Genomic DNA, 24335 nt, shown 5'->3' with positions numbered 1-24335 from the left:
AGTATTTTTATATTTAAGAGGATAGACAAGTGGATAGCATAACGTATTTAACTAAAAAAATCCCGTTATTTAGAAATAACGAATAAAAATATAAAGGCAAAAGCACTTATTCTTAAAAAAATAGACTTCAAAAAGTACCTATCTCAACTTTTTTTAAGATTCATTGATAGAATAAATAAAAAAATTACCGAACACGGTTTTTAAAACAATGTCGGTAATAATGAATAAAGTAATTGTTAGTCGCGGAAATTAGTAAATTGAAATGGTTGACCTAACTCACCATTTTTAACTAGTGCCATAGTTGCTTGTAAATCATCACGTGATTTTCCAGTAACGCGAACTTGGTCTCCTTGTACTTGCGCTTGGACTTTAATTTTACTATCTTTGATTAATTTAATTATTTTTTTAGCTAATTCTTTATCGATACCTTGTTTAAGCTTAACTGTAATACTATAAAACTTACCACTATGTTCCATCTCTTCTGGAATTTCTAGCGCACCACCATCAATACCACGCTTAGCTAACTTATCACGTAAAATATCCAGTAACTGTTGTACTTGGAAATCTGATTGGCTCGTCGCTTTGATAGTTTCATTTTTCTCATTAAGCTCAAATGATGCTTCGACATTTTTGAAATCCCAACGTGTTGCCAATTCACGAGTCGCATTATCGACACCGTTTTTTACTTCTGGCATTTGAATTTCTGACACAATATCAAAAGAAGGCATAAATTTTCCTCTTCTAATCGTTAAAAGTATTAATTATTCTAAACAACTCTTTTAGTGGCCGCCACAATATTTACGGCGGCTTTATAATTAAGATTAATCGATAGTACGAAGTAATTCGTTAATGCCAACTTTACCTAAAGTTTTAGCATCTACTTTTTTAACAATTACTGCACAATAGAGACTGTATTTGCCATCTTTAGTTGGTAAGTTACCTGACACCACAACGGAACCAGCTGGTACACGACCGTAATGAACTTCGCCGGTTGCCCGATCATAAATTTTGGTACTTTGACCAATAAATACGCCCATTGAGATTACACTGCCTTCTTCAACAATCACACCCTCAACGATTTCACTACGAGCCCCAATAAAGCAGTTATCTTCTATAATTGTTGGGTTCGCTTGTAGTGGTTCTAATACACCACCGATACCAACACCGCCAGATAAATGAACATTTTTACCGATTTGCGCACATGAGCCAACAGTTACCCATGTATCAACCATGGTACCTTCATCAACATAAGCACCAATATTTACATAAGATGGCATTAACACTGTATTACGAGCAACGTAAGCGCCTTTACGCGCAATCGCAGATGGAACGACGCGGAAACCTTCTTGTTGGAAGCGGGTTTGATCATAATCAGCAAATTTTAATGGCACTTTGTCATAGTAATTGGTTGCACCGCCATCAATAAGTTGGTTTTCATTAATACGGAAAGAGAGTAACACAGCTTTTTTTAACCATTGATGAGTCACCCAATCGCCATTAATCTTTTCTGCGACACGCATTTTACCGCTGTCTAATAAAGCGATACATTGATTAATTGCATCACGTGTTACTGTATCAACATTTGAAGGTGTAATTTCAGCACGACGTTCAAATGCTGCCTCAATAATAGTTTGTAATTGTTGCATTTCTCGTTTCCTTTAACTTTAAGTCCGTTAGCAAATTTAATTGGCCTAACAGTATAATATAATATGCCACTATTTTTAAGTGGTTTATCGCATTATTGCAATTTCTCAAAAACGACAAATTATTTGGAATAACTTTCACAAAAGCTGAGCAAAATTTAATACGCCGTTTTATTTGAAGATAGAGTTTAAACCTCGTTAAATTTCATAACAAAAAATAATGCAAAACGGTGGATTTTCTTTACTAGAACTTTTATTGATGATCTGTATTGCTGCCATTTTAGCTTCAATCGGTATACAGCATTGGAAAGATTTACAACTGCGTAATGAACTCTTCACCACCACTAAACAATTAGCCTTTTTTTTGGAAGAAGTTCAAACCAAAGCTTACCATGCCAACGAAAACGTTCACGTCTATTATTTTTTGACACCTTGGTGTTTGAGCGTCAGTAAAGGCGAAAGACCAGCCACTTGCCAAGAAGGTACCGCCTATTTTATGAAGACCAACAATTCTGTTGAATTAAGTGATTTAACTGATAAAAAAAACATCTCCTTTTGGGGGCGAAAAAATATGGCGCAAACAGGTACAATCGAATTGCACAATGCCATTGGTACCACGCAAATTATCATTTCATATCGTGGACGAATTAGATTTTGTAAGAAGAATAGTTATTTGCCTGGACTACCGCAATGTTAAAACAAAATGGATTTTCGCTATTTGAAATGTTGTTAAGCATTAGCATTTCTAGCCTCATTTTCATTGGTACATCAACATTTTACAGTAAGCTACAATCTGTTTTGCTTCAACAAAATCTTAATATTCATCTCAAAAAAAATATTCGCCAAGGACTGGCTAGTATCGCTAAAGATTTAAAACGTGCGGGATTTATCGTCAATCAACCAGAAAAAATGAAGAAGCTAGCCATTGAAATTAATACTTTCGCTAATTGTTACATTTTTCGCTATGACAGCGAAATTCGTAATGATTGGGTTTATGATCGTCTCAATCCGACTAACTCCGATATCTTCGTCTATCGTTTTTATAAAAATAATTTAGAGTATAAGGTAGGTGCAGCTAATTGTGAAGGAAGCAATTGGGAAAAAATATTTGATCCTAACAACATTAAAATAACCCAATTTTCAGTCAAACAACAGAGCAATCATTTTGAGGTAGCTATTAGTGCAGAATTGAAAAATAACAATAAAATTAAATATCAAACGGTAACCATTATCAAAAATGAAAATCCATTGTAATCAGACCGGAACACCAAACGCTGGCTTTAGCACACTGTTGATGGTAATTATCTTAACTATTGTCGGGCTACTATTATTAACAGGTTTTCAGGCGACAATTGATTCGTTAAAAAAGAGTTATTTGATTGAAATTCAACACTATCGTCAGTTTAATCAAGCAAGCTCAAGTTTAAATTGGGCAACCCAGCAGATCTGGCAACTTCCGACCGAAGAGTGGCAATGCTTATCTGATGCGCAGTATCATTTAACAGCATGTATAAAAAAATCACGATTAAAAGTAGATAACTATACCTTAGTACGCGCTCAAGCTGATGACTATTATCTTTATATGTTAACGCATTTTGAAGATAACCAACTTATTGTTGAAAAGGGGCATTGGTTAGATTATTGTCCTGAAAAGAAGATGATTGATTGTGAATAATAGAATGATAAAACGTAAAAATATCGCTGGTTTTAGTTTAATTGAAGTCATGTTGTCTTGCTTGCTGTTTGCCATCATTATGTTAGGTTTTAGTGGTTATTTAACCGCAATTATTAGTCAACACCACTATTTCCAAAAACAGTTTAAAGCGGAGCAAATTGCCTTTGCTTTACTTGATAGTTATCCTCATACTGTACCGCAAATCATACCGAATAATTGGCAATATCAAGTTTATAGCCAACCTTATGGTAGGTCTTGTCAGATGGTTTTTGTTAGCGTCAACCCTATTCATCACAAAACGATTAAACAACAACGTTTTTTATGTGATTAATATTCATGTCTAAAAATAAATCGCGCTGTTTATTGTCTACTTTTTTATTCCATGCTACGGCAATACCACATCCCGTTTGCGCTAATTCTAGCGTGATGAGTTTCATTCCTTTAGATAAAAATAGTTATGCATGTTTGTTGATTGAATTTACCAAACAACAATCTTATTTTTTAGTATTATTGCTTATTTAATCTAGCAATCTTTAGTTTAAATGAAAAAAATAAAAATCAGCAACCATCAATTAAACAATGGTGCTTCTGATTAATTTTTATTAATGAAATAATTATAATCAGTCAGCTAACCAATGATATAAATGTTGCAATACTTGCTCCGTTTTTTCCGCATGAACATTATGACCAGCGCCTTCTACAATATCAATTTGAGCATTGGGAAATTGATTAAATATAGCTGGATAATTTTTATCACTGATATAGCTAGAATTACCACCGCCAATAAATAACGTTGGTATGGCACTGGGTGAAATAGTTTGCCAATCACAAATATTGACATACTGATTAATAATTACATCAGCATTAAATAGCCAACGCTCATGTTTAAAGGATTTGAGCAAAAATAAAATCGTTGGTTCACTTAATCCATGTTGCCTCATAACTTCAGCGATTTGCTTTCTATCAACTAATTGTTGTTCAATGCATTGTGCCAATGCTTTTATGACAGGAGTATTAATTGTTTGAGTATATTTAACTGGCGCAATATCAATTACACAAATTTTGTTAATCTGTAGCGGAATAAATTGGCTTAATTGTAGAGCAACTTTTCCCCCCATCGAATGACCAATCAAGATGATATTTGCTAATTGTAGATCATGGCATAACTCGGCAACATCCTCAGCCATAGCTTGATAGTTCATTATATTTGACCATGGTGATTGTCCATGATTGCGCAAATCAATCTGAATAGTCTGATAATTAATCGACAGATCTTTAGCTAACATATTTAAATTATCTAAGCTGCCAAATAGCCCATGTAATAACAAAATTGCTTGGTTATCGCCTTGTATTTTGTAATGTAATTTCATAATGTCACTTATTTTTATGGTAATTTAGATTAACAGAAAGTCATTGATCAACAATTCAATACCCCCTACAAGCATAACTATGATAGAATTTAGTCTAAATTTTTCAATTAATATTAAGACCTATGTTTCAAAATAACCCACTATTAGCCCAACTAAAAAAAGAATTATACGAACAAAAACCGCGTGTTGAAGGTATCGTTCGAGCACATGAAAAAGGTTTTGGTTTCCTTGATGTTGATAATAAAACCAATTATTTCATTTCGGTTGCAAAAATGAAGCTGTTATGCAATGGTGATAAAGTATCCGGAACCATCATCACGAATAATGATAAAGAGTTCTTTGAACCTGAGATATTAATTGAAAGTAGTTTACAAAAATTTATTGGAAAAATCGGCTTTTTAGATCGCGCCATGGTCATTTATCCAGAAAATATGCCAACAAGTTTTGCCATACGCTGTAAAGTTAATCCGCAAGTTGCACAAAAATTGAAAGAAGGTGATTGGGTTGTTGCTACATTACAATCACATCCATTAGAAAAAGATAAAAATCATTTTTCTGCTGAAGTAACCAAATTTATCGCCGGTTCTGATTCAATTTATCAATTATGGCTCAAAACTTTGGCGCGTTACGATTTAGAAGATAAAGCACCTCAAGAGGAAGCCTTCACAATATCAAAGTCTGAACAGGAAAATCGTCAAGAGTTAACTGATGTACCATTTTTCACGGTTGATAGTGAAAATACCGAAGATATGGATGATGCCATTTCCATTTCCCAAGATGAAATCGCTAACTATCAGTTAATGATCGCCATCGCCGACCCAACCGCGTATATTCCTCAAGATAGTGCAGTCGATAACATCGCTAAAATTCGAAACTTTACTACTTATCTACCAGACTTTAATATTCCTATGTTATCAAAACAGTTGGCGGACAATCTATGTTCATTAAAAGCCAATGAAAAACGACCAGCCATGGTTTGTAAAATTAACATTGATAAAAATGGTCAATTTGCTAATGATGATATTAGTTTCACTCCTGCGTGGATTGAATCGAAAGCTAAACTTGCTTATAACAATGTTTCTAACTTCTTAGAAGGTCGAAGTGATTTAAATATCGATGACGCCACGATAAAAAAACAACTTAAATTGCTATCAGAACTAGCAAAAGCACGTATAAATTGGCGACAACAAAATGCGTTAGTATTTAAAGCCAATAATGATTATCGATTCGTACTAGATGATAATCGCCAAGTAAAAAATATCATTAAAGAATTACGTGGTATTGGTAATAACATTGTTGAAGAAGTGATGATTATTGCCAATTTAGCTCTAACTATGTATTTGCAAGAAAAAGTAGGCACGGGGGTGTTTAATACCCATTCAGGTTTTGATAGCAAATACATTGAACAGATCTTAAAAATATTGGCCGATAATGGCATCACTGATTTCGATAAAGAATCACTAATGACATTTGCTGGTTATGTCAAATTACGTCGATTGATTGATGATAATGACTTCCTATCGGCAAAGTTAAGAAAATTCCAAACTCCAGCTGATTTTTCATTAACCCCAGAACCGCACTTTGGCTTAGGATTTAAAGCTTATGCAACCTGGACATCACCAATTCGAAAATATGGAGATATGATAAACCATCGTTTACTCAAAGCATCACTTAAAGGACAAGGAATAACGGCTCCAACTAACGAGCAATTAAAAAGCATGTCAGATAGACGAAAAAAATTACGCTTAGCTGAACGCGATATTGCTGAAAATCTTTACAGTCAATTCTTATCAGATAAGCAAGAACAGACATTTGCAGCGGAAATTGTTGATATCAATCGTGGCGGTGCGCGGGTTCGCTTAACTGATATTGGCGCATTTGCTTTTTTACCACTGTCAATGATTCACAAGGTTCGTGATGAAATAAGCACCTATCCTGAGGATGGGCTAATTAAAATAAATGATGAGATTGCATATAAACTCACAGATACAATCACTGTCGCAATCTATCAAGTTAAAACTGAAAATCAATCAGTAATTGTTAAATTGAGTCAATCTAACTCATAATTCTTGATCAGATTAACCAATCTTTATTTAACCCTGATAATTATCAGGGTTTAGTTAAAAATATTAATAACAATTTTAACATATTACCTCTTTTTTTTATTGATAATATCTGCTATCTTTCACAGCTTAAAAAAAGAAAACAAAGTTAGTTTAAACTGCTACTTAGAGAGGAAAAATGATATCTATTCACGGCCATGAAGTATTAGATATGATGGATGGAAATGTTTACACAGAATCATCTTTACTTGATGCTATCCATAAAAAATTTGGTACTGAGGCCAGATTTCATACTTGTTCTAACTCCGATATGAATGCCAAGCAGCTTATTGCCTTTTTAAAGGCAAAAGGAAAATTTAAGCTTTCTTTAGCTGATGATTCACAATTTACTGTCGATGTTCGAAAAATATGTCGACATTAATAAATACAAACGTATAAAAGAATATTTAATGCTTTTTTATTAAATAAATGTAATCATCTAGTGTTTTTAAAAGAATAAGAGTATATAATTTTGCGCTACGACTTCACTAAACAGTGTTAAGTTGCTCATCCTGAAATTACAACTCAAGAATATGTTCATGGAATTTGATATATGAAAATAAGTAATATCCTTACATACGCCATTGTCTCTATTCTTGCCGCAGGCTGTGTAAAAAACAATACATCTTCAACTAACGGAAAAATTGAAGTCGATCAGTTAACGATTTTAAAACAACGATCGGAACAAAATAACCCATTTGTTGTAAATGCCAAAAAGCAATTACTCCAACTTGTTGGAGACAATCACTTTGACAGCTATATAACTAAACACGGTATCTTAAATTGTAAAGATGACAGCAACCAGTCTTCTTGTGTGTTAAATTTTTATCTTAACCAATACTACAAGTTAAAATATGACATTCAACTTAAAAAAGTTATTGAGGAAAACCAAGCCGAACATAAAATTGAGTTGACAAAAATCAACCCAACTGAAGGTAATGTTAAAAACTACTGTCAATGGTCAGCTGATTTTGTTGAAGCGGTTTACACTAATGATATTGATAATATAAATATACGATATCAGCCTTTGTTTAAAATGTCAGTGCAAGATATGGCCACTTTAAAAGCTAAAATTCTTAAAGATAATTACTCTCACTTTTTGATTGATGAAAATCCAAGTATCCTTCAAGAAATGAGAGCTGACTTTATGGAAAAATGCTTAAGCAGCCCTAAAGACAATATTATCAATTACATTAATATTTTTAGATAATACTCAAGTGAGTCTTTTTATGTCCAATTTATTTCCTATTAGTCGATTTAGTAAAACATTAACTTACAAGATTGCATGTATTGCATCTCTATCTTGTTTAAGTTTTTCTTCATGGGCTTTTACCTTTAACGATGTTGTGACAAAAGCAGAAAAACTATCAAAAAAAGCTTACGTCCAACCATCTAAAAATATTCCTAGCGAATTATCGTCGTTACAATTTGCCGATTATCAAAAAATATACTTTAAACATGACAAAGCGTATTGGAATGATCGCAAAAGCCGTTTCAAACTTGAATTTTATCATGAAGGCATGTATTTTGATGTGCCAGTCAAAATCAATGAAATTGTCAATAATCAAGTTAATGAAATTAAATTTGATCCAGATTACTTCGATTTAAGTTCAGTTCATTTAGAAAACTTAGATACTAAAAAACTTGGTTTTGCTGGATTCAAAGTACATTATCCAATTAATAACCCAACCAAAACCGATGACGAAATATTTACCGCCCTAGGTGGTAGTTACTTCCGTGCGGTTGGCAAAGATCAGCGTTATGGTCTTTCCGCACGTGGACTTGCGATTGATACAGGCGAAATGTCTGGAGAAGAATTTCCACGGTTTAAAGAGTATTGGATTGAACGCCCTGAACCAAATCAAAAGCATTTAGTCATTTATGCATTACTTGACTCTCAAAGTGTGACTGGTGCTTATAAAATCACCCTAGTACCAAGTATTGATACCACCGTTACGGTAGAAGCTAAGGTATTCTTCCGTAATTCAGTTAAAAAATTGGGTATTGCGCCATTAACTAGTATGTTCTTATATGGTCCTAATCAACCTTCGCCACTGTTAAACTATCGTCCAGCAATGCATGATTCAAATGGACTGTCAATCGTGACAAAAAATGAGTGGATTTGGCGCCCATTAAACAACCCTAAACGCTTATCTTTTTCATCATACAGCTTAGAAAACCCTAAAGCATTTGGCTTAATACAACGCGATAAAGGTTTTGATGACTATCAAGATCTCGACGATCATTACGAACTGCGTCCAAGTGTATGGGTCGAAATATTGAATGATTGGCAAAAAGGTCGCGTAGAACTGGTTGAAATCCCGACTGCCGACGAAACCAACGATAATATCGTTACTTTCTGGGTGCCAGAAAAACAATATAAAGCCGGTGATGTGTTAGATGTCAAATATCGATTACATTATTCACTCAACGAACAACAACGTTATCCAAAAAATGAAGCAAGAGCTGAAACTACACGTTTATCTTTAGGGGATATCAAACAAGCTAACTTGATTCGTAAACTTGATGGTTCTAATGCATATGTAATTGATTTTGTTGGACCAAACTTATCTGAGCAAAAACCAGTCAAAATTATCTCTAGTATTAACAACGGTTCTATTGTTAGCTGTGATTCGCAATACAATTCAGTAACAAAAGGTTGGCGAGTTATTGTGCGATTCAATGTTGAAGATAATAAAAAACCTACTGACATTCGTCTTCAATTAGCATCGGCAACCACAGGTGAGATCTTGTCCGAAACTTGGAGCGGACAATTTCCTGCTCAATGATTATAATAATAAGCAAATAACATGAAAAAAGAATATTTCGATGACTTATCTGACGCCGAAAATTGGCGTCAGAAATTGAAAGATATACCAAGTAGTGATGTCGAATTTTTAAAATATCGACTCAATCAAATTGGCAATATTGATCATTTTAATGATGAAAGAAAACAACAACCAACTTACCCAAAAGTTGAACGTGTTTCGATTCAACCACAAATTTGGAATGAACGTTATAACCCAGAATCTAAATTTGGTTTAAATATCATCGCACTAATTCGTCGTTTAATTATGTTTGTGCTTATTGCCGTACAAACTTATTATGGTACGATTTATTTATCAACGTTACTACCTTATCAAAGCTGGCAAAAAATTAATTTTATGGCAAATTGGGATATCAACCCAGAACTGGCCATTTACAGTATCATTCCCTATATCATACAAGGTTTTATCATTACCCTATTTGCTATCTTATTCTGTTGGATCTCAATTGGATTTTGGACCGCCATCATGGGACTAATTTTAGCCGTGCTCAAAAAGGATCGCTATACCATTGCTATTCCTAATGATCCCGCAGATCATATTGACGCAAAACATCGCACTGCATTAGTCATGCCTATCTGTAATGAAGATGTTTCACGAGTATTCGCTGGACTTGAAGCCACCTATGAATCACTAGTTGAAACAGGACATGCTCAATGTTGTGATTTTTATATTCTTAGTGATACTAACGATCCTGATTTGTATGTTAATGAATTAAAGGCTTGGGCTGATTTTAATGCTAAAAAAGCCGATAATGGTTGTAATATTTTCTATCGTCATCGTAAACGCCGTGTAAAACGTAAAAGCGGTAATATCGATGACTTTTGTCGTCGCTGGGGACATCAATATGAGTATATGATGATTCTTGATGCTGATAGTATTATGACTGGCGATTGTATTTTAAAAATGATTGCCATGATGGAAATGAATCCGACAGCAGGTATATTACAATCACCACCAAAATCAGTCAGAATGACAACTTTATACGGTCGTATTCAACAATTTGCCAATCAAATATACAGTGATATTTTTTGTTCAGGTACTCACTTCTGGCAATTAAGTGAAGCTCAATATTGGGGCCACAATGCCATGATTCGCTTAAAACCATTTATAAAACATTGTATTTTATCTCCTTTACAAAAACGTAAGGGTCCAATTCATATCCTTTCACACGATTTGGTTGAAGCAACCTTAATGCGTCGTGCTGGTTATGGTGTATGGATTGCGTATAATATGAATGGTAGCTATGAAGAGTTACCAGGTAATATGATTGAAGATCTTAAACGAGATAATCGGTGGTGTATGGGTAATCTGATCAATCTTCGATTAATATTCAAAAGTGGCATTACTTTAACCCATCGAGTTATGTTTTTAACCAGTGGTATGGCTTACATTTCATCATTATTATGGTTGGTATTTTTAATTTTCTCAACACTATTATTATTAGTGTTCAATATTTCTGAACCACAATATTTTTTCCAACCCAACCAATTTTATCCAACTTGGCCAAGATGGGATGAACAATTAGCTATTCAATTACTTTCAACCACGATGGTATTGTTGTTTGCACCTAAATTATTTAGCTACGGAATTATTATAGCCAGAACAGGAGCAAAAGATGTAGGTGGAATATTTAAACTAACCTTATCAATTCTTATTGAAATGGTGTGGTCTATGATCCTTGCTCCAATCCGTATGATCTTCCATAGCAAATTCGTTGTTAAAGCATGGCTTGGTAGCAAAATTCAATGGAAGTCACCATCACGAAGTGATGATGCCTTAACTTGGGGGGAATCATTCTACTTTTGTTGGCCTTTATCGCTATTAGGAATTGTGTGGTTATGTGTGATTATTTGGTTAAACCCACAATTTACCTATTGGTATATCGCAATTTTAATTCCATTAACTATTTCACCGCTAGTAATTCGCATTTCTGGTTTATCCAGTATTGGTATGAAAGCTAAAAAAGCAGGGTTATTTTTAACGCCTGAAGAAACCCACCCTTCACGTGCAGTAAAACTCACTGGTGACTATTTAGTGCAAACCGAAGCTGCTTTTATGGAACATGGTTTTGTTATGGCACTTGTCGATCCTATTTATAATGCGTTAGCCTGTGCATTATCGACTTCTCGTCATTTACCTAATACAAAAAATCAGCAATTGCGCCAACAACTGATTGAGCACTATCAGCAAGTGGATTTAGAAAAAATCAGTAAAGAACAACAATTAGCGATTTTAGAAGACCCTATTATTCTTTCTGCACTTCATTGTCACATCTGGCATCAGCAAGAAAAATACGACAATTTGTTCTCATTATGGCAAAATGAACGCCAGCAATAAGAGATAGGGCTTAATGCCCTATTTCTTCTTTTAGTAATTAATCAAAATCCATGGATATTTTTTTATGACTTGGCAACCTACTGCATCAATTAATAATTTACTTAAGCGCGCTAAAATTGTATCTCAAGTAAGACAGTTTTTCGCTGATCGCTGTATATTAGAAGTCGAGACGCCAACTTTAAGCCAATATGCAGTAACAGATGTGCATCTTAGCTCATTTCATACCTTATTTTTAAAACCTGGTGAAACAAATGAACAACAAGGGCAGAAAATGTCATTAATCACCAGCCCTGAATATCATATGAAGCGTTTATTAGCGGCTGGCAGTGGTCCTATTTATCAAATCTGTAAATGCTTTCGTAATCATGAAGAAGTGAGTCGCTATCATAATCCTGAATTTACTATGCTAGAGTGGTATCGTATCCAATTTGATATGATGCAAATGATTAACGAGGTCGATGATCTTCTACAAAACATTTTAGATTGCGAACCAGCCGAACGTATTTCTTATCAAAAAGCATTTCAACGTCATCTAAATATTGACCCATTGGAAGCTGATCAAGCAAGTCTAATTGATGCAATTAAAAAGCTTAATATCGAACTCAATACTGATGATTATGATCGAGACACTTTATTACAATGCCTATTTAGTTTCGGCGTCGAACCTCATATTGGTCAAGAAAAGCCCGTTGCAGTATATAATTTCCCTGCTTCTCAAGCAGCATTAGCAGCAATCAGTTCGGAAGACCATCGAGTCGCCAGCCGTTTTGAGTTTTATTATAAAGGGGTTGAACTGGCTAATGGATTTAAAGAATTAACTAATCCGCAAGAACAAAAGATGCGTTTCGAACAAAATAATATTGATAGGGCTAATCAAAATTTACCACCACAAAATATTGATATTGAATTAATTGCAGCTATGGAAGCAGGTTTGCCTGATTGTGCCGGTGTTGCCGTAGGACTTGACCGCTTAATTATGTTAGCACTTGATGCCATGAATTTAGACGATGTCATTTCATTCACTTTTGCAAGGGCTTGATCATGTTTGGAAGTTTAGGCTTAAGTGAATGGACAGCAATAATAATTGCTATCATCGCCGTTGTTTTATTAATCGCTTTATTAAAAACACAATTTAGAGCCAATAATCTACATGCCTTATTTGATTTACAACTGAATCAGAAAAAACAAGAAAATCAGGTTTTAAACAATCAAATAACACAGTTGGAACAAGAATTAAATCATTGCCAACAACAAAGTATCACCCAAAATATCAAAATTAGCGAGTTGCAAACTCGTTTAGAAGAGACGATGAATGCAGCACAGCAACGGCAAACCATCTTGGAACAAAGTGAGCAACGCTTAACAACTCAGTTCGAAAATTTGGCTAATCGAATTTTTGAACAAAGCGGCAAAAAGATTGAGCAACAAAATAAACAAAGTTTAGATTTTCTACTTTCACCACTAAAACAACAACTAGAAAGCTTTCAGAAGCAGGTTCAAGACAGCTTTGGACAAGAAGCCAAAGAGCGTCATACTCTCACCCATGAAATCCGCAATTTGCAACAGCTTAACGAATTAATGACTAAAGAAGCCACTAATTTAACTAATGCACTAAAAGGCAATAACAAAACTCAAGGTAATTGGGGAGAGTTCATTCTTAGTCAAATTTTGGATAACTCAGGACTCCGCTTAGGACATGAGTATCACACTCAGGTTAATTTAACCAATGAAAATAATCAACGATTGCAACCAGATGTAATTGTTCATTTACCTCAAGGCGGTGATGTTGTCATTGATTCAAAAGTTACTTTAGTTGCCTATGAACGTTATTTTAACAGCGATGATGATGATATTAGAACTAAGGCTATTGCCGATCATTTAGCTTCAGTACGTAATCATCTAAAACAACTTAGCCAAAAAGATTATCACAAATTAATTGGTATCAATTCATTAGATTATGTATTAATGTTTATTCCAGTCGAACCAGCATTTTTGTCAGCAATTGATCAAGATCCTGCATTAATTAATGATGCTTTAAAAAACAATATTATGATTGTTAGTCCAACAACCTTATTGGTAGCGTTAAGAACTATTCATAATTTGTGGCGATTTGAATACCAAAATCGTAATGCCGAACTTATTGCTGATAGAGCAAGTAAACTATATGATAAAGTTCGCGGTTTTATTGAAGATATGGAAAACCTAGGTAACTGTTTAGATAAAGCACAACAGACCTATCAAAATTCAATGAACAAACTATCTAAAGGACGAGGTAATGTTGTTGGTCAAATAGAACGATTCAGGGAATTAGGAATTGAAGTAAAAAAAACGATCAATCCTGATATAGCCCGACTATCAGTTGATGAACTTGAACGTGAACAGAAAGATTATCCATCTTGCCATGATACTCAATAAAACTAATCGCAACTCATTGGCAAATGACGTTTTAATTAATGTAATAATTTAACTTAAATATCTTAATTCACCATCAGAAAAAATACGTGTATACTCATTTAACACAAAGGGGGACGATATGGCAAAAAAACAAGATAAAGAAGCAAGTTTTGAAGAAACTATCAAACAACTTGAAGCAATTGTCACTCAACTTGAAAATGGTGATTTACCATTAGACGAAGCTTTAAATGAGTTCGAAAAAGGGATTAAATTAGCCCGTTCAGGTCAAAAACAACTTAATGAAGCTGAACAACGCATCCAAATTTTGTTAACTGAAAATAGTGATGCTCAATTATCTGAATTTTCAATTGATAATAATGAATAGCACAAAACCATTACAAGAACGTATCGATAATTATTTAACAACATATATTTCGCAATTTGCCCCTTCACACTTGCAACAGGCGATGAGCTACAGTCTGCTTGCCGGAGGCAAACGAATCCGCCCGATTCTAGTTTATCTAACTGGGCAGATGTTCAATTGTCCTTTAGAAAAACTTGATCCCATTGCAGCAGCTATTGAATCAATGCATACTTATTCTTTAATTCATGATGATCTACCTGCCATGGATAATGATAACCTCAGGCGGGGTAAACCTACTTGTCATATTCAATTTGGTCAAGCAGAAGCCATTCTTGCTGGCGATGCCTTACAATCGCTAGCTTTTAGCTTATTATGCGAAAATCAACATATTGATAACCAAAGTAAAATTAATATGATTAGTGAACTTGCTAACGCCAGTGGTCTTGCGGGTATGTGCTTAGGTCAATCACTTGATTTACAAGCAGAACAAAAAAAAGTAACCCTTGAACATTTACAAAATATCCATAATTATAAAACCGGTGCTTTAATTCAAGCAGCAGTTAGGCTTGGTGCTTATGCTAGTGGTGAGGTAGCCAAACCCTATTATCAAATCTTAGATAACTATGCTCAAGCTATTGGATTAGCATTTCAAATTCAAGATGACATTTTAGATGTTATTGGTGAACAAGAACTAATGGGTAAACCACAAGGTTCAGATATTGCACTTGAAAAAAGTACTTATCCGGCATTAGTTGGTTTACAAAATGCCATTGAAATGACAAACACATTATATCGGCAAGCTATCGATAGTCTGCGGCAAATACCTTATAATAGCCAACCATTACAAGATCTTGCTGGTTTTATTATTAATCGAAATAGTTAACCTAATAACTAGATGATAAAAATGAATTTAGATAAATTTCCTTTATTAAAGCAAATCAATTTTCCCACAGATCTTAAACGTTATCCGCTATCACAATTACCAGCGATTTGTCAGGAATTACGACAATTTTTATTAGATAGTGTTAGTCAATCTAGTGGCCATTTAGCTTCAGGTTTAGGTGTAGTCGAATTAACCGTTGCTTTACATTATGTCTATAACACCCCATTTGATAAAATTATATGGGATGTAGGGCATCAAGCTTATCCGCATAAAATCCTTACTGGTCGACGTGATCAGATGTTAACCATTCGCCAAAAAGGTGGATTGCACCCTTTTCCTCATCGTCATGAAAGTGAATACGATGTGTTAACTACTGGCCATTCATCAACATCTATTAGTGCCGCGCTAGGTATTGCTATTGCTGAACAACAAAAGCAAACGGGACAAAAAGTAGCAGCAATTATTGGTGATGGAGCATTAACCGCTGGTATGGCATTTGAAGCAATGAATCACGCAGGTCATATAAAACCTGATATGTTAGTCATTGTTAACGATAACGATATGTCGATTTCTGAAAACACCGGCGCACTTAATCAGCATTTAGCGCAAATTTTATCAAGTAAAGCTTATACCTCTTTTCGTGAAAGTGGTAAAAAAGTCCTTTCAAATATTCCGCCATTAAAAGAATTATTCAAGAAAACCGAAGAACATTTAAAAGGATTAGTTACTCCAGCCATTTTATTTGAAGAATTAGGCTTCAATTACATTGGCCCAGCAGATGGTCATGATATCGAAACACTTGTAGCTACCTTGCAAAATATGAGGCAGTTAAAAGGACCACAACTACTGCACATTATTACTCAAAAAGGTAAAGGCTATGGCCCTGCCGAACAAAACCCGACTTTATGGCATGGTGTTCCCAAATTTAATCCCAACGAAGGAACTTTACCGATTTCAAAGAAAGTTGCACCAACCTATTCCAAAATATTCGGAGATTGGCTTTGTGAGATAGCAGAACATGATAAACGTTTAATGGCAATTACCCCTGCCATGGGTGAAGGCTCTGGTATGACTGAATTTGCAAAACGCTATCCTAATCAATTTTTCGATGTAGCCATTGCTGAGCAACATGCAGTAACGTTAGCCGCTGGCTTTGCTATTAGTGAATTAAAACCGGTAGTAGCCATCTATTCCACTTTTTTGCAACGTGCGTATGATCAAGTGATCCATGATATTGCTATCCAAAATTTACCTGTCTTGTTTGCTATAGATAGAGCAGGCATTGTTGGAGCTGATGGTGAAACCCATCAAGGTGCTTTCGATTTAAGTTTTCTACGCTGTATTCCTAATCTTGTTATTATGACTCCGAGTGATGAAAATGAATGTCGACAAATGCTTTATACAGGTTATTTACATAATGGCCCTTCAGCGGTACGTTATCCTCGTGGTGAAGGATGTGGTGCTAGCTTACAACCACTCAATCCAATACCATTGGGACAATCAAAATACTGTCGTGAAGGTGAAAATATTGCTTTACTCAATTTTGGTACATTATTACCTGAAGCTTTACAAGCAGCCGATCAAATAAATGCTACAGTTATAGATATGCGTTTTGTAAAACCACTAGATGAAAAAGTCCTTTTGCACATTGGTCAAAGCCATAATATACTTGTCACCATCGAAGAGAACAGTATCAAAGGTGGGGCTGGAAGCGCCGTCAATGAATTTTTGTTATCGAAAAAAATAAAATGTGATATTTTAAACATCGGATTGCCTGATGTGTTTATTCCACAAGGATCGCAACAAGAAATGCGTGATGAAGTTGGATTAAACGCCAAACATATAATCGACAAAATTAATACATTTATAAAAATATAGGTTAAATATGGAAACTCAAGCTGTCACGGTTCAGATTTTTGGGCGAACGTTAAAATTTAATTGCCCTGTCGAAGAAGTTGACGCACTCACAAATGCGGCTAAAGATTTAGATGCACGCTTAACAAATTTACGAGAAAAATCACCACAAGTTGGCAGCGATCAACTTATTATGACTGCTGCACTAAATATATCTTATGAACTAACTAAAGAGAAAGAAAAAAGCGATGAGTTCGCTAATAGATTAAAAATGTTACAGCAGTTACTTGATTCCGCTTTAAATACCAACAATTAGTTAGTTTAAACGTAAATAATCAACAAAGACTATTGTATGATTTTCTAAATTTTGTATTATATTAATTATCTCTGAGATGCTCGGGATAAGGGTTAGTCCCCTGAGCCGATATTCTTTAATTTAGAGTGGTGTGGTTTTTAATTGGTGTGTATGCCTAATTTATTTAGGAAACCTAAAAATTAAAACATGCAACTCACCTTGAACCTTGGGTTCAAGGGTTACGACCCTAACGACATCTTGGAGTGCTTCTTTACTTTTCTTTTTCAATCGATAACTAATGAATATTCGGCAAGCGATACGTAAAAAAAGACGTGAATTATCTCCAGAACAACGCAATGATGCGCAGCAAATTATTTATCAAAAAATTAAAAATCATCCAGCTTTGAATCAAGCTGAAAATGTTGCTATTTTTTTGTCATTTGATGGGGAAGTCGATACTAAACCGATTATTGAATATCTATGGCAACAAAACAAATCAGTCTACTTACCAATTATCCATCCATTTTGTAAAAATCACCTACTCTTTTTAAAGTACACCACAAATACGCAACTTATAAAAAATCATTTTGGCATCTTTGAACCAGAGCTTAATGTCAATAATGTCATTCCGTTTACACAACTTGATATCGTCTTTACACCATTAGTTGCTTTTGATGAACGAGGTTATCGTATGGGAATGGGCGGTGGCTATTACGACCGAATGCTAGCTAATTATCAACAACAACAGATATTACCCGTTGGGCTCGCATTTTCCTGCCAAAAATTGACCAAGATTGATAATCAACCTTGGGATATCAAATTGCCAGAAATAATTTATGCTTAAACTGGCATTATCATAAAATCAAACAAACTATGATTAATTAATAACTGGTTATTTTAGTTTATTCGACTTTTTCAGAATGGCTGCCATTAACGGACGATGGCAATGATAAATCATGTCAGATTTTAACATCACTAATTCGGCTAGCGGTATAGTCCAATCAGGTATTTCAGTAGTTTCCGGATGTTTTGGATCAATCGGATTATCTACAGTATAAAGCTCAGTACTAGCAAATAAATCTTGCTTTTTAGCAATATCTACATCATCACTGTCGCTAAGCATTTTACAGTTATCTAATAGTTCTTGGGCAAATTGTTCTGACCAATCATCCGCAAAGTGCTTAAATTTAGCAAAGCTTGCAATGTGCCTCAACATATCACGAAACAGTAATAAATAGACCATTTGAACATTTCGCCCAGATAAACTAGCAAGCTGTTCATCAGACAATTTGTTGTTGAAAACGCTCGGCCCCCATTTAAAAAATAGCGTATCTTTATACAAATTGATGATATGTTTAGCTGCACTATATTTCGACTTAACTAAACTATCAATTTCGCGAGATAGTTGCATGGTAGGATAACCAACATTATTACGACCATTTAAGTCTCGTTCTGATAAAGATTGTGTTTTTTTGCTGGGTAAAAGTTTTTTCAAAAATCCTAACATGATATATCACTCAAACTATCTATTTTTTGTCTAACAATTTCAAATAAGCAAACACCTGTCGCTACCGAAACATTAAGTGAAGAGACAATTCCTGCCATAGGTATACTGACTAGCTCATCACAATGCTCTTTGGTTAATCGACGCATACCTTCTCCTTCAGCACCCATTACTAAGGCCAGAGATAAGTCTTTTGAACTTTTATAAAAATCAGTCTGATAAAGTGTGCTGGTTGCTTCACCGGCAGTACCTACAATCCAGACTTGATATTCATCTTGTAACATCCGCATAGTTCGAGCTAAATTGGTAACTCTAACTACAGGCACGCTTTCAGCGGCGCCACAAGCAACTTTTTGTGCGGTTGAGTTAAGAGGTGCAGAGCGATCCTTTGGCACAATAATAAAATTGACACCAGCGGCATCAGCGGTACGAATGCAGGCACCTAAATTATGTGGGTCGGTCACACCATCTAAAATTAAAATAACTGGATTGGGATGTTGTTCCATCAGTAAAGGTATATCATTTTCTTGGTAACCACGGCTTGGTTTTACCATCGCTAATATACCTTGATGAACACCATTTTTTGATTTTTCATCTAGATATTGTCTATTGGTTACTTTCACTGTTAAACCTAACTGTTCTAATTCTTGAACAAGGGCTGTCAAGCGTTTATCTTCTCGTCCTTTAGCGATAAAAACTTCAATAATTCTTTCTGGAGCACGCGTTAACAATGCTTCAATAGCGTGGATACCGTATACTGTTTCACTCATCTATTAATTACTCTTTTTTCTTTTATTACTTGATGTCGATACTGATTTAGATTTAGTCTTAGATGCCTCTTTAGATTTTGCTTTAGCTTTTGTGCGCTTTTTACTTTTCACTTTAGCTTCTGCTTTATTTGCTACTTTAGCGTTCGCTTTTTTCTTTTTGCTATCTGGTGGACTTTTAGCTTTGCGTTTTACTGGTAAATCAGCAGCAAAACTTATATCAGTTTTATTAGCTTTATCTCTTGCCGTCTTACCTTGACGTTGTGGCTTATTATTACTGCCGACCAAAGAAAAATCAATTTTACGCTCTTCGGGGTTAACATTATCGACTTTTACTTGAACTTTATCACCTAAACGATAACTAAAGCGAGTATTCTCACCAATTAGACGATTACGTGATGCATCATAAATATAATAATCATTTTCCAGTGACGAAACATGCACTAAACCATCAATAAACAGATCATCTAACCGTACAAAAAAGCCGAAATTAACCACACTAGAGATGGTACCATTGAAGACCTCACCAACATGATCTTGCATATAATCACATTTTAACCAATCAACGACATCACGCACGGCTTCATCGGCACGACGTTCAGTCATTGAGCAGTGTTCACCAAAATAAAGCATTTCGCTAGTGGTATAACGATGTCCACCAGTTTTACTGGTTTTATGTTGTTCATTCGCCAGAACCCATTTAATGGCACGATGTAATAATAAATCAGGATAACGACGAATTGGCGACGTAAAATGGGCATATTCATCAAGCGCTAGGCCAAAATGGCCACGATTTTCGGGATCATAAATTGCTTGCTTCATTGAGCGTAAAATTACAGTCTGTAACATCTCATGATCGGGCCTTGCTTCAACATCACCCATTAATTTGGCAATATCTTTAGGAGTTGGGTTTGCACCACCGCCAAGTGATAAACCGAGTTCACTCAAAATACTGCGTAAATTATTCATACGCTCTTCATCAGGTCTATCATGCACACGGAATAAAGACGGGATCTCGGCATTAATGACCAATTTTGCCGCAGCAACATTGGCTAAAATCATACACTCTTCAATAATTTTATGTGCTTCATTACGCTGTACTAATTCAATACTCTCAATACGTTTATCTGCATTAAAAATGAATTTTGGTTCTTCTGACTCAAAACCGATTGCGCCACGAGTAACCCGAGCATTATCTAATACCTTATATAAGCCATAAAGATTTTCAAGATGAGGCACTAACTCTCGATAATGCTCACGTAACTCTTTATCACCTTCTAAAATTTTGGCAACCTTAGTATAAGTTAAGCGAGCATGCGAGTTCATTACAGCTTCATAAAATTGATAACCAGTTAAACGTCCTTTATTCGACACCGTCATTTCACAAACTAAACATAAACGATCAACTTGTGGATTGAGAGAACAAAGGCCATTAGATAACACTTCTGGTAACATTGGTACTACTCGTGATGGAAAATAGACCGACGTACCTCGTAAGCAAGCCTCTTTATCTAAAGCTTTACCGTTGCGAACATAATAACTCACATCAGCAATTGCTACCCATAATCGATAGCCTCCACCACGATTTTTTTGACAATAAACTGCATCATCAAAATCACGGGCATCTTCACCATCAATAGTAACTAACGGTAAATCTCGTAGATCTTTACGTCCTTTTTTAGCACTTTCAGGCACTTGATCACTAAATTTGTTGACCTCTTTTTCAACTGCTTTAGGAAATTCGTAAGGGATCTCATGATTACGTAACGCAATATCTATTGCTAAATTGGTTCCCATAATCTCACCAAGAACTTCTTTAATAATACCTACTGCTTTTTGACGACGCTCAGGACGTTGTTGTAATTCAACTACCACAACCGACCCCATTCTTACGGTGCGATTTGGTTTACCCGCGATCAAAATATCAAAGTTCAATCGACTGTCATCAGGTACCACAAAGCCAACACCTTGTTCAATAAAATATCGCCCAACGATTTGGTTAGTTCTGGGTTCTAAAATCCGCACCACGCGCGCTTCGGTCTTACCTCGGTATTGACTGTTGATTGGCTGAGCCAATATAACATCACCCTGTAACACTTTTTTCATTTGTTCAGGTGATAAAAAATAATCTTCTGGTTTTCCTTCTACTCTTAAAAAACCAAAGCCATCACGGTGGGCAATAACACTCCCCTTCACCATATCGAATTTTTCCGGTAAGGCATAACATTTACGACGTGTAAACACCACTTGACCATCACGTTCCATCGCCCGCAATCTTCGATGTAATGCTTCTTTTTGTTCACCATTCTTAATTGATACTGCTTGAGCTATCTTGTCTAAATTAGCAGGTTTTGCTTCTTTAGTTAGATAGTCCAAAATCAGCTCACGGCTGGCGATCGGCGAATCATATTTTTGCGCCTCACGATCATAAAATGGATCTTTTATCATATGGAACGTCCTGTGATCGAATATTAGGTTAAGCATAACATAGAGTTGCATAACTTAAAATCAAGATTACTTTTTTGCAGTGCAAAAGCCTTTATTCACAACATATTTATAATTATTAATTATTAAGATTCATGATTAATAAATAGGAGATGATGATGAGGTAATTTATCTAAATAAAGTATAAATATAATTTATACTTTATTTATTTTTTTGATCAAAAAATTGCCACCAGCTACGCTTTGCGTACTAGAACAATTTTTCTTTACAGTATACCTAAAATGTTGTTGATTTTTATTAAATATATATTAATCGCCTCGGCAAACAGTTGTTGTACTCTGATACCTTGGCGACTGAGTTTCAATTCGACCAGTCATTCCCATTACCCGGTAAACTCTTTGAAGATTACTTGATAAGTCAGCTGTCCAGAGATCACCATCAGGGCGCCAAACTCCACCATATCTTTTTGTAATACCCCACTCCCCCATAAACGTACCTACAGCCCTTATAAAATGAGAATCATTATTACTAAGTTCAGAAGCTTTATAAAGATATTTTTCACGAAAAGTTTGATTAAGTGCTGAGCCATACATAACTTTCTCACCAGCACAAAACTCTAATGCAATAAATTGTCTACTACCGTTTACATACCTGTCATCACTATAATACATTTCTCTACCAGAGCCTTTACTAGGCCATTTTGCAGGAACTGGAATAGTAAAACTATCTAACCATTCCCAATCACGACCATTATAATATTCCATTGTTATTGTTGGTGTGCCATTTTGAATAAATGCACTTTTTTGCGCAGCAGTATAAGTTACTTGACAATTCGAACCATAACCATTTAATGTCGCTAATTTTATTTTACCATTACCATTATTTGAAGAACAACGATAACGACTTTGATCCGAACCACTACCGACTAAAGTGTAGGTCGCTCCTTGAAAACCGGTAGTTGGAAAACCACTACTTCGAGAGAAACCATAAGTATTATTAAAGACATTGGGATCATGATCACCAAAATTGGTCATTTCATACGGTCGTAAATAACATATTTGACCATTTGGAATTATCCTGTATTCTACCGAACTACTACCATAGTCACGATTATTAGGTAAACCATATTGAGTTTTGGCTTGAATATTCGAAACTTCTACGCGTAATTTATAAGGTCCACCACAATTCCAAATCTCCGAGCTTAACTTATCATTAGGTATTTGAATGTCATTTTCAAACCAAGTTGCTCTAATTGTACCAGAGACATAACCACCAACTTGATCACCATCATTATCATCAACATTGAGTGCTGGTGGATTATATGCTACGCCATCTGTTGGGGTTGCATAAGCCCAAACATCATTGAAATGCATTCCCTTAGGTGCTCGCAAGGTTTGATCTGTATCCCATGCACTAATCCATTCAGTACCTCCTTGTCCATTACGATTAGGGAAATTAATACCCATAATTTGACGTAAATCGGTTAATGGTGTTATGCCATCAGATAACAAAATATAAGGTGGATTACCCGTTATCATTTTTTCAGTTTCAGCCGATTTTGAAGATAATGCCGATACATTAGTCACCAATAACCAACTACTACTTAGAATAACAATTAATTTAGTAAATAGGGTTTGATACCTTTTTGGATTTATTTTTGCTATATAAGTTTTTAGATTATAGGAAGATAAGTGTATGGTTGATTTTAATTGTAATGTTTGTTTAGCTCGAAAAATGGCCAGAATATTACATTTGGTTGGCCGATCGCAAACTAACTTATTGTATTTTAACATATTTTCAATCCTTTGTCACTATATCCGTATTTCATATACAATAAAAATACTTTTACTTCTACATAACAGTATAAATAAATT

At 35.0% G+C, this 24335-nt stretch carries 24 protein-coding genes and 1 other RNA gene; 18 read left to right on the top strand and 7 right to left on the bottom strand.

From position 1 onward, the window contains the following. Window positions 1-236: 236 nt before the first annotated feature. Window positions 237-728 (bottom strand): YajQ family cyclic di-GMP-binding protein, encoded by a 492-nt coding sequence (locus tag B6C99_RS09365; protein WP_086359589.1) that lies wholly within the window; start codon window positions 726-728, stop codon window positions 237-239. 93 nt (window positions 729-821) lie between these two features. After that, window positions 822-1646: a 2,3,4,5-tetrahydropyridine-2,6-dicarboxylate N-succinyltransferase gene (dapD, locus tag B6C99_RS09360; RefSeq protein ID WP_086359588.1), complete on the bottom strand. Its 825-nt coding sequence runs from the start codon at window positions 1644-1646 to the stop codon at window positions 822-824. A 217-nt stretch (window positions 1647-1863) separates the two neighbouring features. Here dapD and B6C99_RS09355 point away from each other — a divergent pair, with 217 nt between their 5' ends. Genes B6C99_RS09355 through B6C99_RS13070 form a run of 5 tightly spaced genes read left to right on the top strand, consistent with a single transcriptional unit; the run spans window position 1864 to window position 3840 of the window. Beyond that, window positions 1864-2340 carry a hypothetical protein gene (locus tag B6C99_RS09355; protein WP_086359587.1) on the top strand — a complete coding sequence of 159 codons (477 nt, stop codon included), beginning with the start codon at window positions 1864-1866 and terminating at the stop codon, window positions 2338-2340. Then, the gene (locus B6C99_RS09350) at window positions 2334-2897 is read left to right on the top strand and encodes a prepilin peptidase-dependent protein (protein WP_086359586.1); all 564 of its coding nucleotides are present in this window, start codon (window positions 2334-2336) and stop codon (window positions 2895-2897) included. The genes B6C99_RS09355 and B6C99_RS09350 overlap by 7 nt, the downstream gene beginning before the upstream one ends. Further along, window positions 2881-3318: a DUF2509 family protein gene (locus tag B6C99_RS09345; protein WP_086359585.1), complete on the top strand. Its 438-nt coding sequence runs from the start codon at window positions 2881-2883 to the stop codon at window positions 3316-3318. The genes B6C99_RS09350 and B6C99_RS09345 overlap by 17 nt, the downstream gene beginning before the upstream one ends. A gap of 4 nt (window positions 3319-3322) precedes the next feature. Then, on the top strand, window positions 3323-3649 hold the full coding sequence (locus B6C99_RS09340) for a prepilin-type N-terminal cleavage/methylation domain-containing protein (RefSeq protein WP_143413917.1): 327 nt from the start codon (window positions 3323-3325) through the stop codon (window positions 3647-3649). Between the two features lie 5 nt (window positions 3650-3654). Further along, complete coding sequence (locus B6C99_RS13070; protein ID WP_143413916.1) at window positions 3655-3840, top strand: hypothetical protein; 186 nt, start codon at window positions 3655-3657, stop codon at window positions 3838-3840. Between the two features lie 98 nt (window positions 3841-3938). Here the strand turns inward: B6C99_RS13070 and B6C99_RS09335 are convergent, their stop codons facing one another. After that, window positions 3939-4688, bottom strand: a complete 750-nt coding sequence (locus B6C99_RS09335) for an alpha/beta fold hydrolase (protein WP_086359583.1) — start codon at window positions 4686-4688, stop codon at window positions 3939-3941. Between the two features lie 122 nt (window positions 4689-4810). Here B6C99_RS09335 and B6C99_RS09330 point away from each other — a divergent pair, with 122 nt between their 5' ends. The 13 genes from B6C99_RS09330 (at window position 4811) to B6C99_RS09270 (ending at window position 18589) form a co-directional block, all read left to right on the top strand. Further along, complete coding sequence (locus tag B6C99_RS09330; protein WP_086359582.1) at window positions 4811-6754, top strand: exoribonuclease II; 1944 nt, start codon at window positions 4811-4813, stop codon at window positions 6752-6754. A 175-nt stretch (window positions 6755-6929) separates the two neighbouring features. Next, complete coding sequence (locus B6C99_RS09325) at window positions 6930-7172, top strand: YecH family metal-binding protein (protein WP_086359581.1); 243 nt, start codon at window positions 6930-6932, stop codon at window positions 7170-7172. Between the two features lie 171 nt (window positions 7173-7343). Beyond that, window positions 7344-8000, top strand: coding sequence for a hypothetical protein (locus B6C99_RS09320; RefSeq protein WP_086359580.1), 657 nt, complete (start codon window positions 7344-7346; stop codon window positions 7998-8000). Between the two features lie 19 nt (window positions 8001-8019). Further along, window positions 8020-9579, top strand: a complete 1560-nt coding sequence (locus B6C99_RS09315) for a glucan biosynthesis protein G (RefSeq protein WP_086359579.1) — start codon at window positions 8020-8022, stop codon at window positions 9577-9579. 21 nt (window positions 9580-9600) lie between these two features. Beyond that, window positions 9601-11955, top strand: coding sequence for a glucans biosynthesis glucosyltransferase MdoH (gene mdoH / locus B6C99_RS09310; protein WP_086359578.1), 2355 nt, complete (start codon window positions 9601-9603; stop codon window positions 11953-11955). Window positions 11956-12019: 64 nt separating this feature from the next. Further along, on the top strand, window positions 12020-12994 hold the full coding sequence (epmA, locus tag B6C99_RS09305) for an elongation factor P--(R)-beta-lysine ligase (protein WP_086359577.1): 975 nt from the start codon (window positions 12020-12022) through the stop codon (window positions 12992-12994). A 2-nt stretch (window positions 12995-12996) separates the two neighbouring features. Further along, a complete protein-coding gene (gene rmuC / locus B6C99_RS09300) occupies window positions 12997-14370 on the top strand; it encodes a DNA recombination protein RmuC (RefSeq protein WP_086359576.1) in 1374 nt (457 codons plus the stop codon). 118 nt (window positions 14371-14488) lie between these two features. Then, window positions 14489-14734 carry an exodeoxyribonuclease VII small subunit gene (gene xseB / locus B6C99_RS09295; RefSeq protein ID WP_086359575.1) on the top strand — a complete coding sequence of 82 codons (246 nt, stop codon included), beginning with the start codon at window positions 14489-14491 and terminating at the stop codon, window positions 14732-14734. Then, window positions 14727-15596, top strand: coding sequence for a (2E,6E)-farnesyl diphosphate synthase (gene ispA / locus B6C99_RS09290; RefSeq protein WP_086359574.1), 870 nt, complete (start codon window positions 14727-14729; stop codon window positions 15594-15596). Before xseB ends, ispA begins: the two co-directional genes overlap by 8 nt. Before the next feature lie 12 nt (window positions 15597-15608). Next, window positions 15609-17474: a 1-deoxy-D-xylulose-5-phosphate synthase gene (gene dxs, locus B6C99_RS09285; RefSeq protein WP_371265835.1), complete on the top strand. Its 1866-nt coding sequence runs from the start codon at window positions 15609-15611 to the stop codon at window positions 17472-17474. A 7-nt stretch (window positions 17475-17481) separates the two neighbouring features. Beyond that, the gene (gene zapA, locus B6C99_RS09280; RefSeq protein WP_034903801.1) at window positions 17482-17766 is read left to right on the top strand and encodes a cell division protein ZapA; all 285 of its coding nucleotides are present in this window, start codon (window positions 17482-17484) and stop codon (window positions 17764-17766) included. A gap of 65 nt (window positions 17767-17831) precedes the next feature. Then, window positions 17832-18014, top strand: a non-coding RNA gene (gene ssrS / locus B6C99_RS09275) — 6S RNA. Between the two features lie 29 nt (window positions 18015-18043). Further along, a complete protein-coding gene (locus tag B6C99_RS09270) occupies window positions 18044-18589 on the top strand; it encodes a 5-formyltetrahydrofolate cyclo-ligase (protein ID WP_086359572.1) in 546 nt (181 codons plus the stop codon). 48 nt (window positions 18590-18637) lie between these two features. On the opposite strand, the gene B6C99_RS09265 is transcribed toward B6C99_RS09270, so the two are convergent. The 4 genes from B6C99_RS09265 to B6C99_RS09250 all read right to left on the bottom strand — a co-directional run bounded on the left by B6C99_RS09265 (window position 18638) and on the right by B6C99_RS09250 (window position 24254). Next, complete coding sequence (locus B6C99_RS09265) at window positions 18638-19240, bottom strand: hypothetical protein (RefSeq protein WP_143413915.1); 603 nt, start codon at window positions 19238-19240, stop codon at window positions 18638-18640. Between the two features lie 5 nt (window positions 19241-19245). Beyond that, entirely contained in the window at window positions 19246-20019 is a 774-nt protein-coding gene (gene rlmB / locus B6C99_RS09260) for a 23S rRNA (guanosine(2251)-2'-O)-methyltransferase RlmB (protein ID WP_086359570.1), read from the bottom strand. A 3-nt stretch (window positions 20020-20022) separates the two neighbouring features. Next, window positions 20023-22464, bottom strand: a complete 2442-nt coding sequence (rnr, locus tag B6C99_RS09255) for a ribonuclease R (RefSeq protein ID WP_086359569.1) — start codon at window positions 22462-22464, stop codon at window positions 20023-20025. 305 nt (window positions 22465-22769) lie between these two features. Further along, on the bottom strand, window positions 22770-24254 hold the full coding sequence (locus B6C99_RS09250; RefSeq protein WP_086359568.1) for a hypothetical protein: 1485 nt from the start codon (window positions 24252-24254) through the stop codon (window positions 22770-22772). Between the last annotated feature and the right edge of the window lie 81 nt (window positions 24255-24335).

The sequence above is a fragment of the Gilliamella sp. N-G2 genome (genome assembly GCF_002142215.1).
GTDB lineage: Bacteria > Pseudomonadota > Gammaproteobacteria > Enterobacterales > Orbaceae > Gilliamella.
Note: the sequence above shows the minus strand (reverse complement) of the source record. Positions and strands in the feature narration are given on the sequence as shown.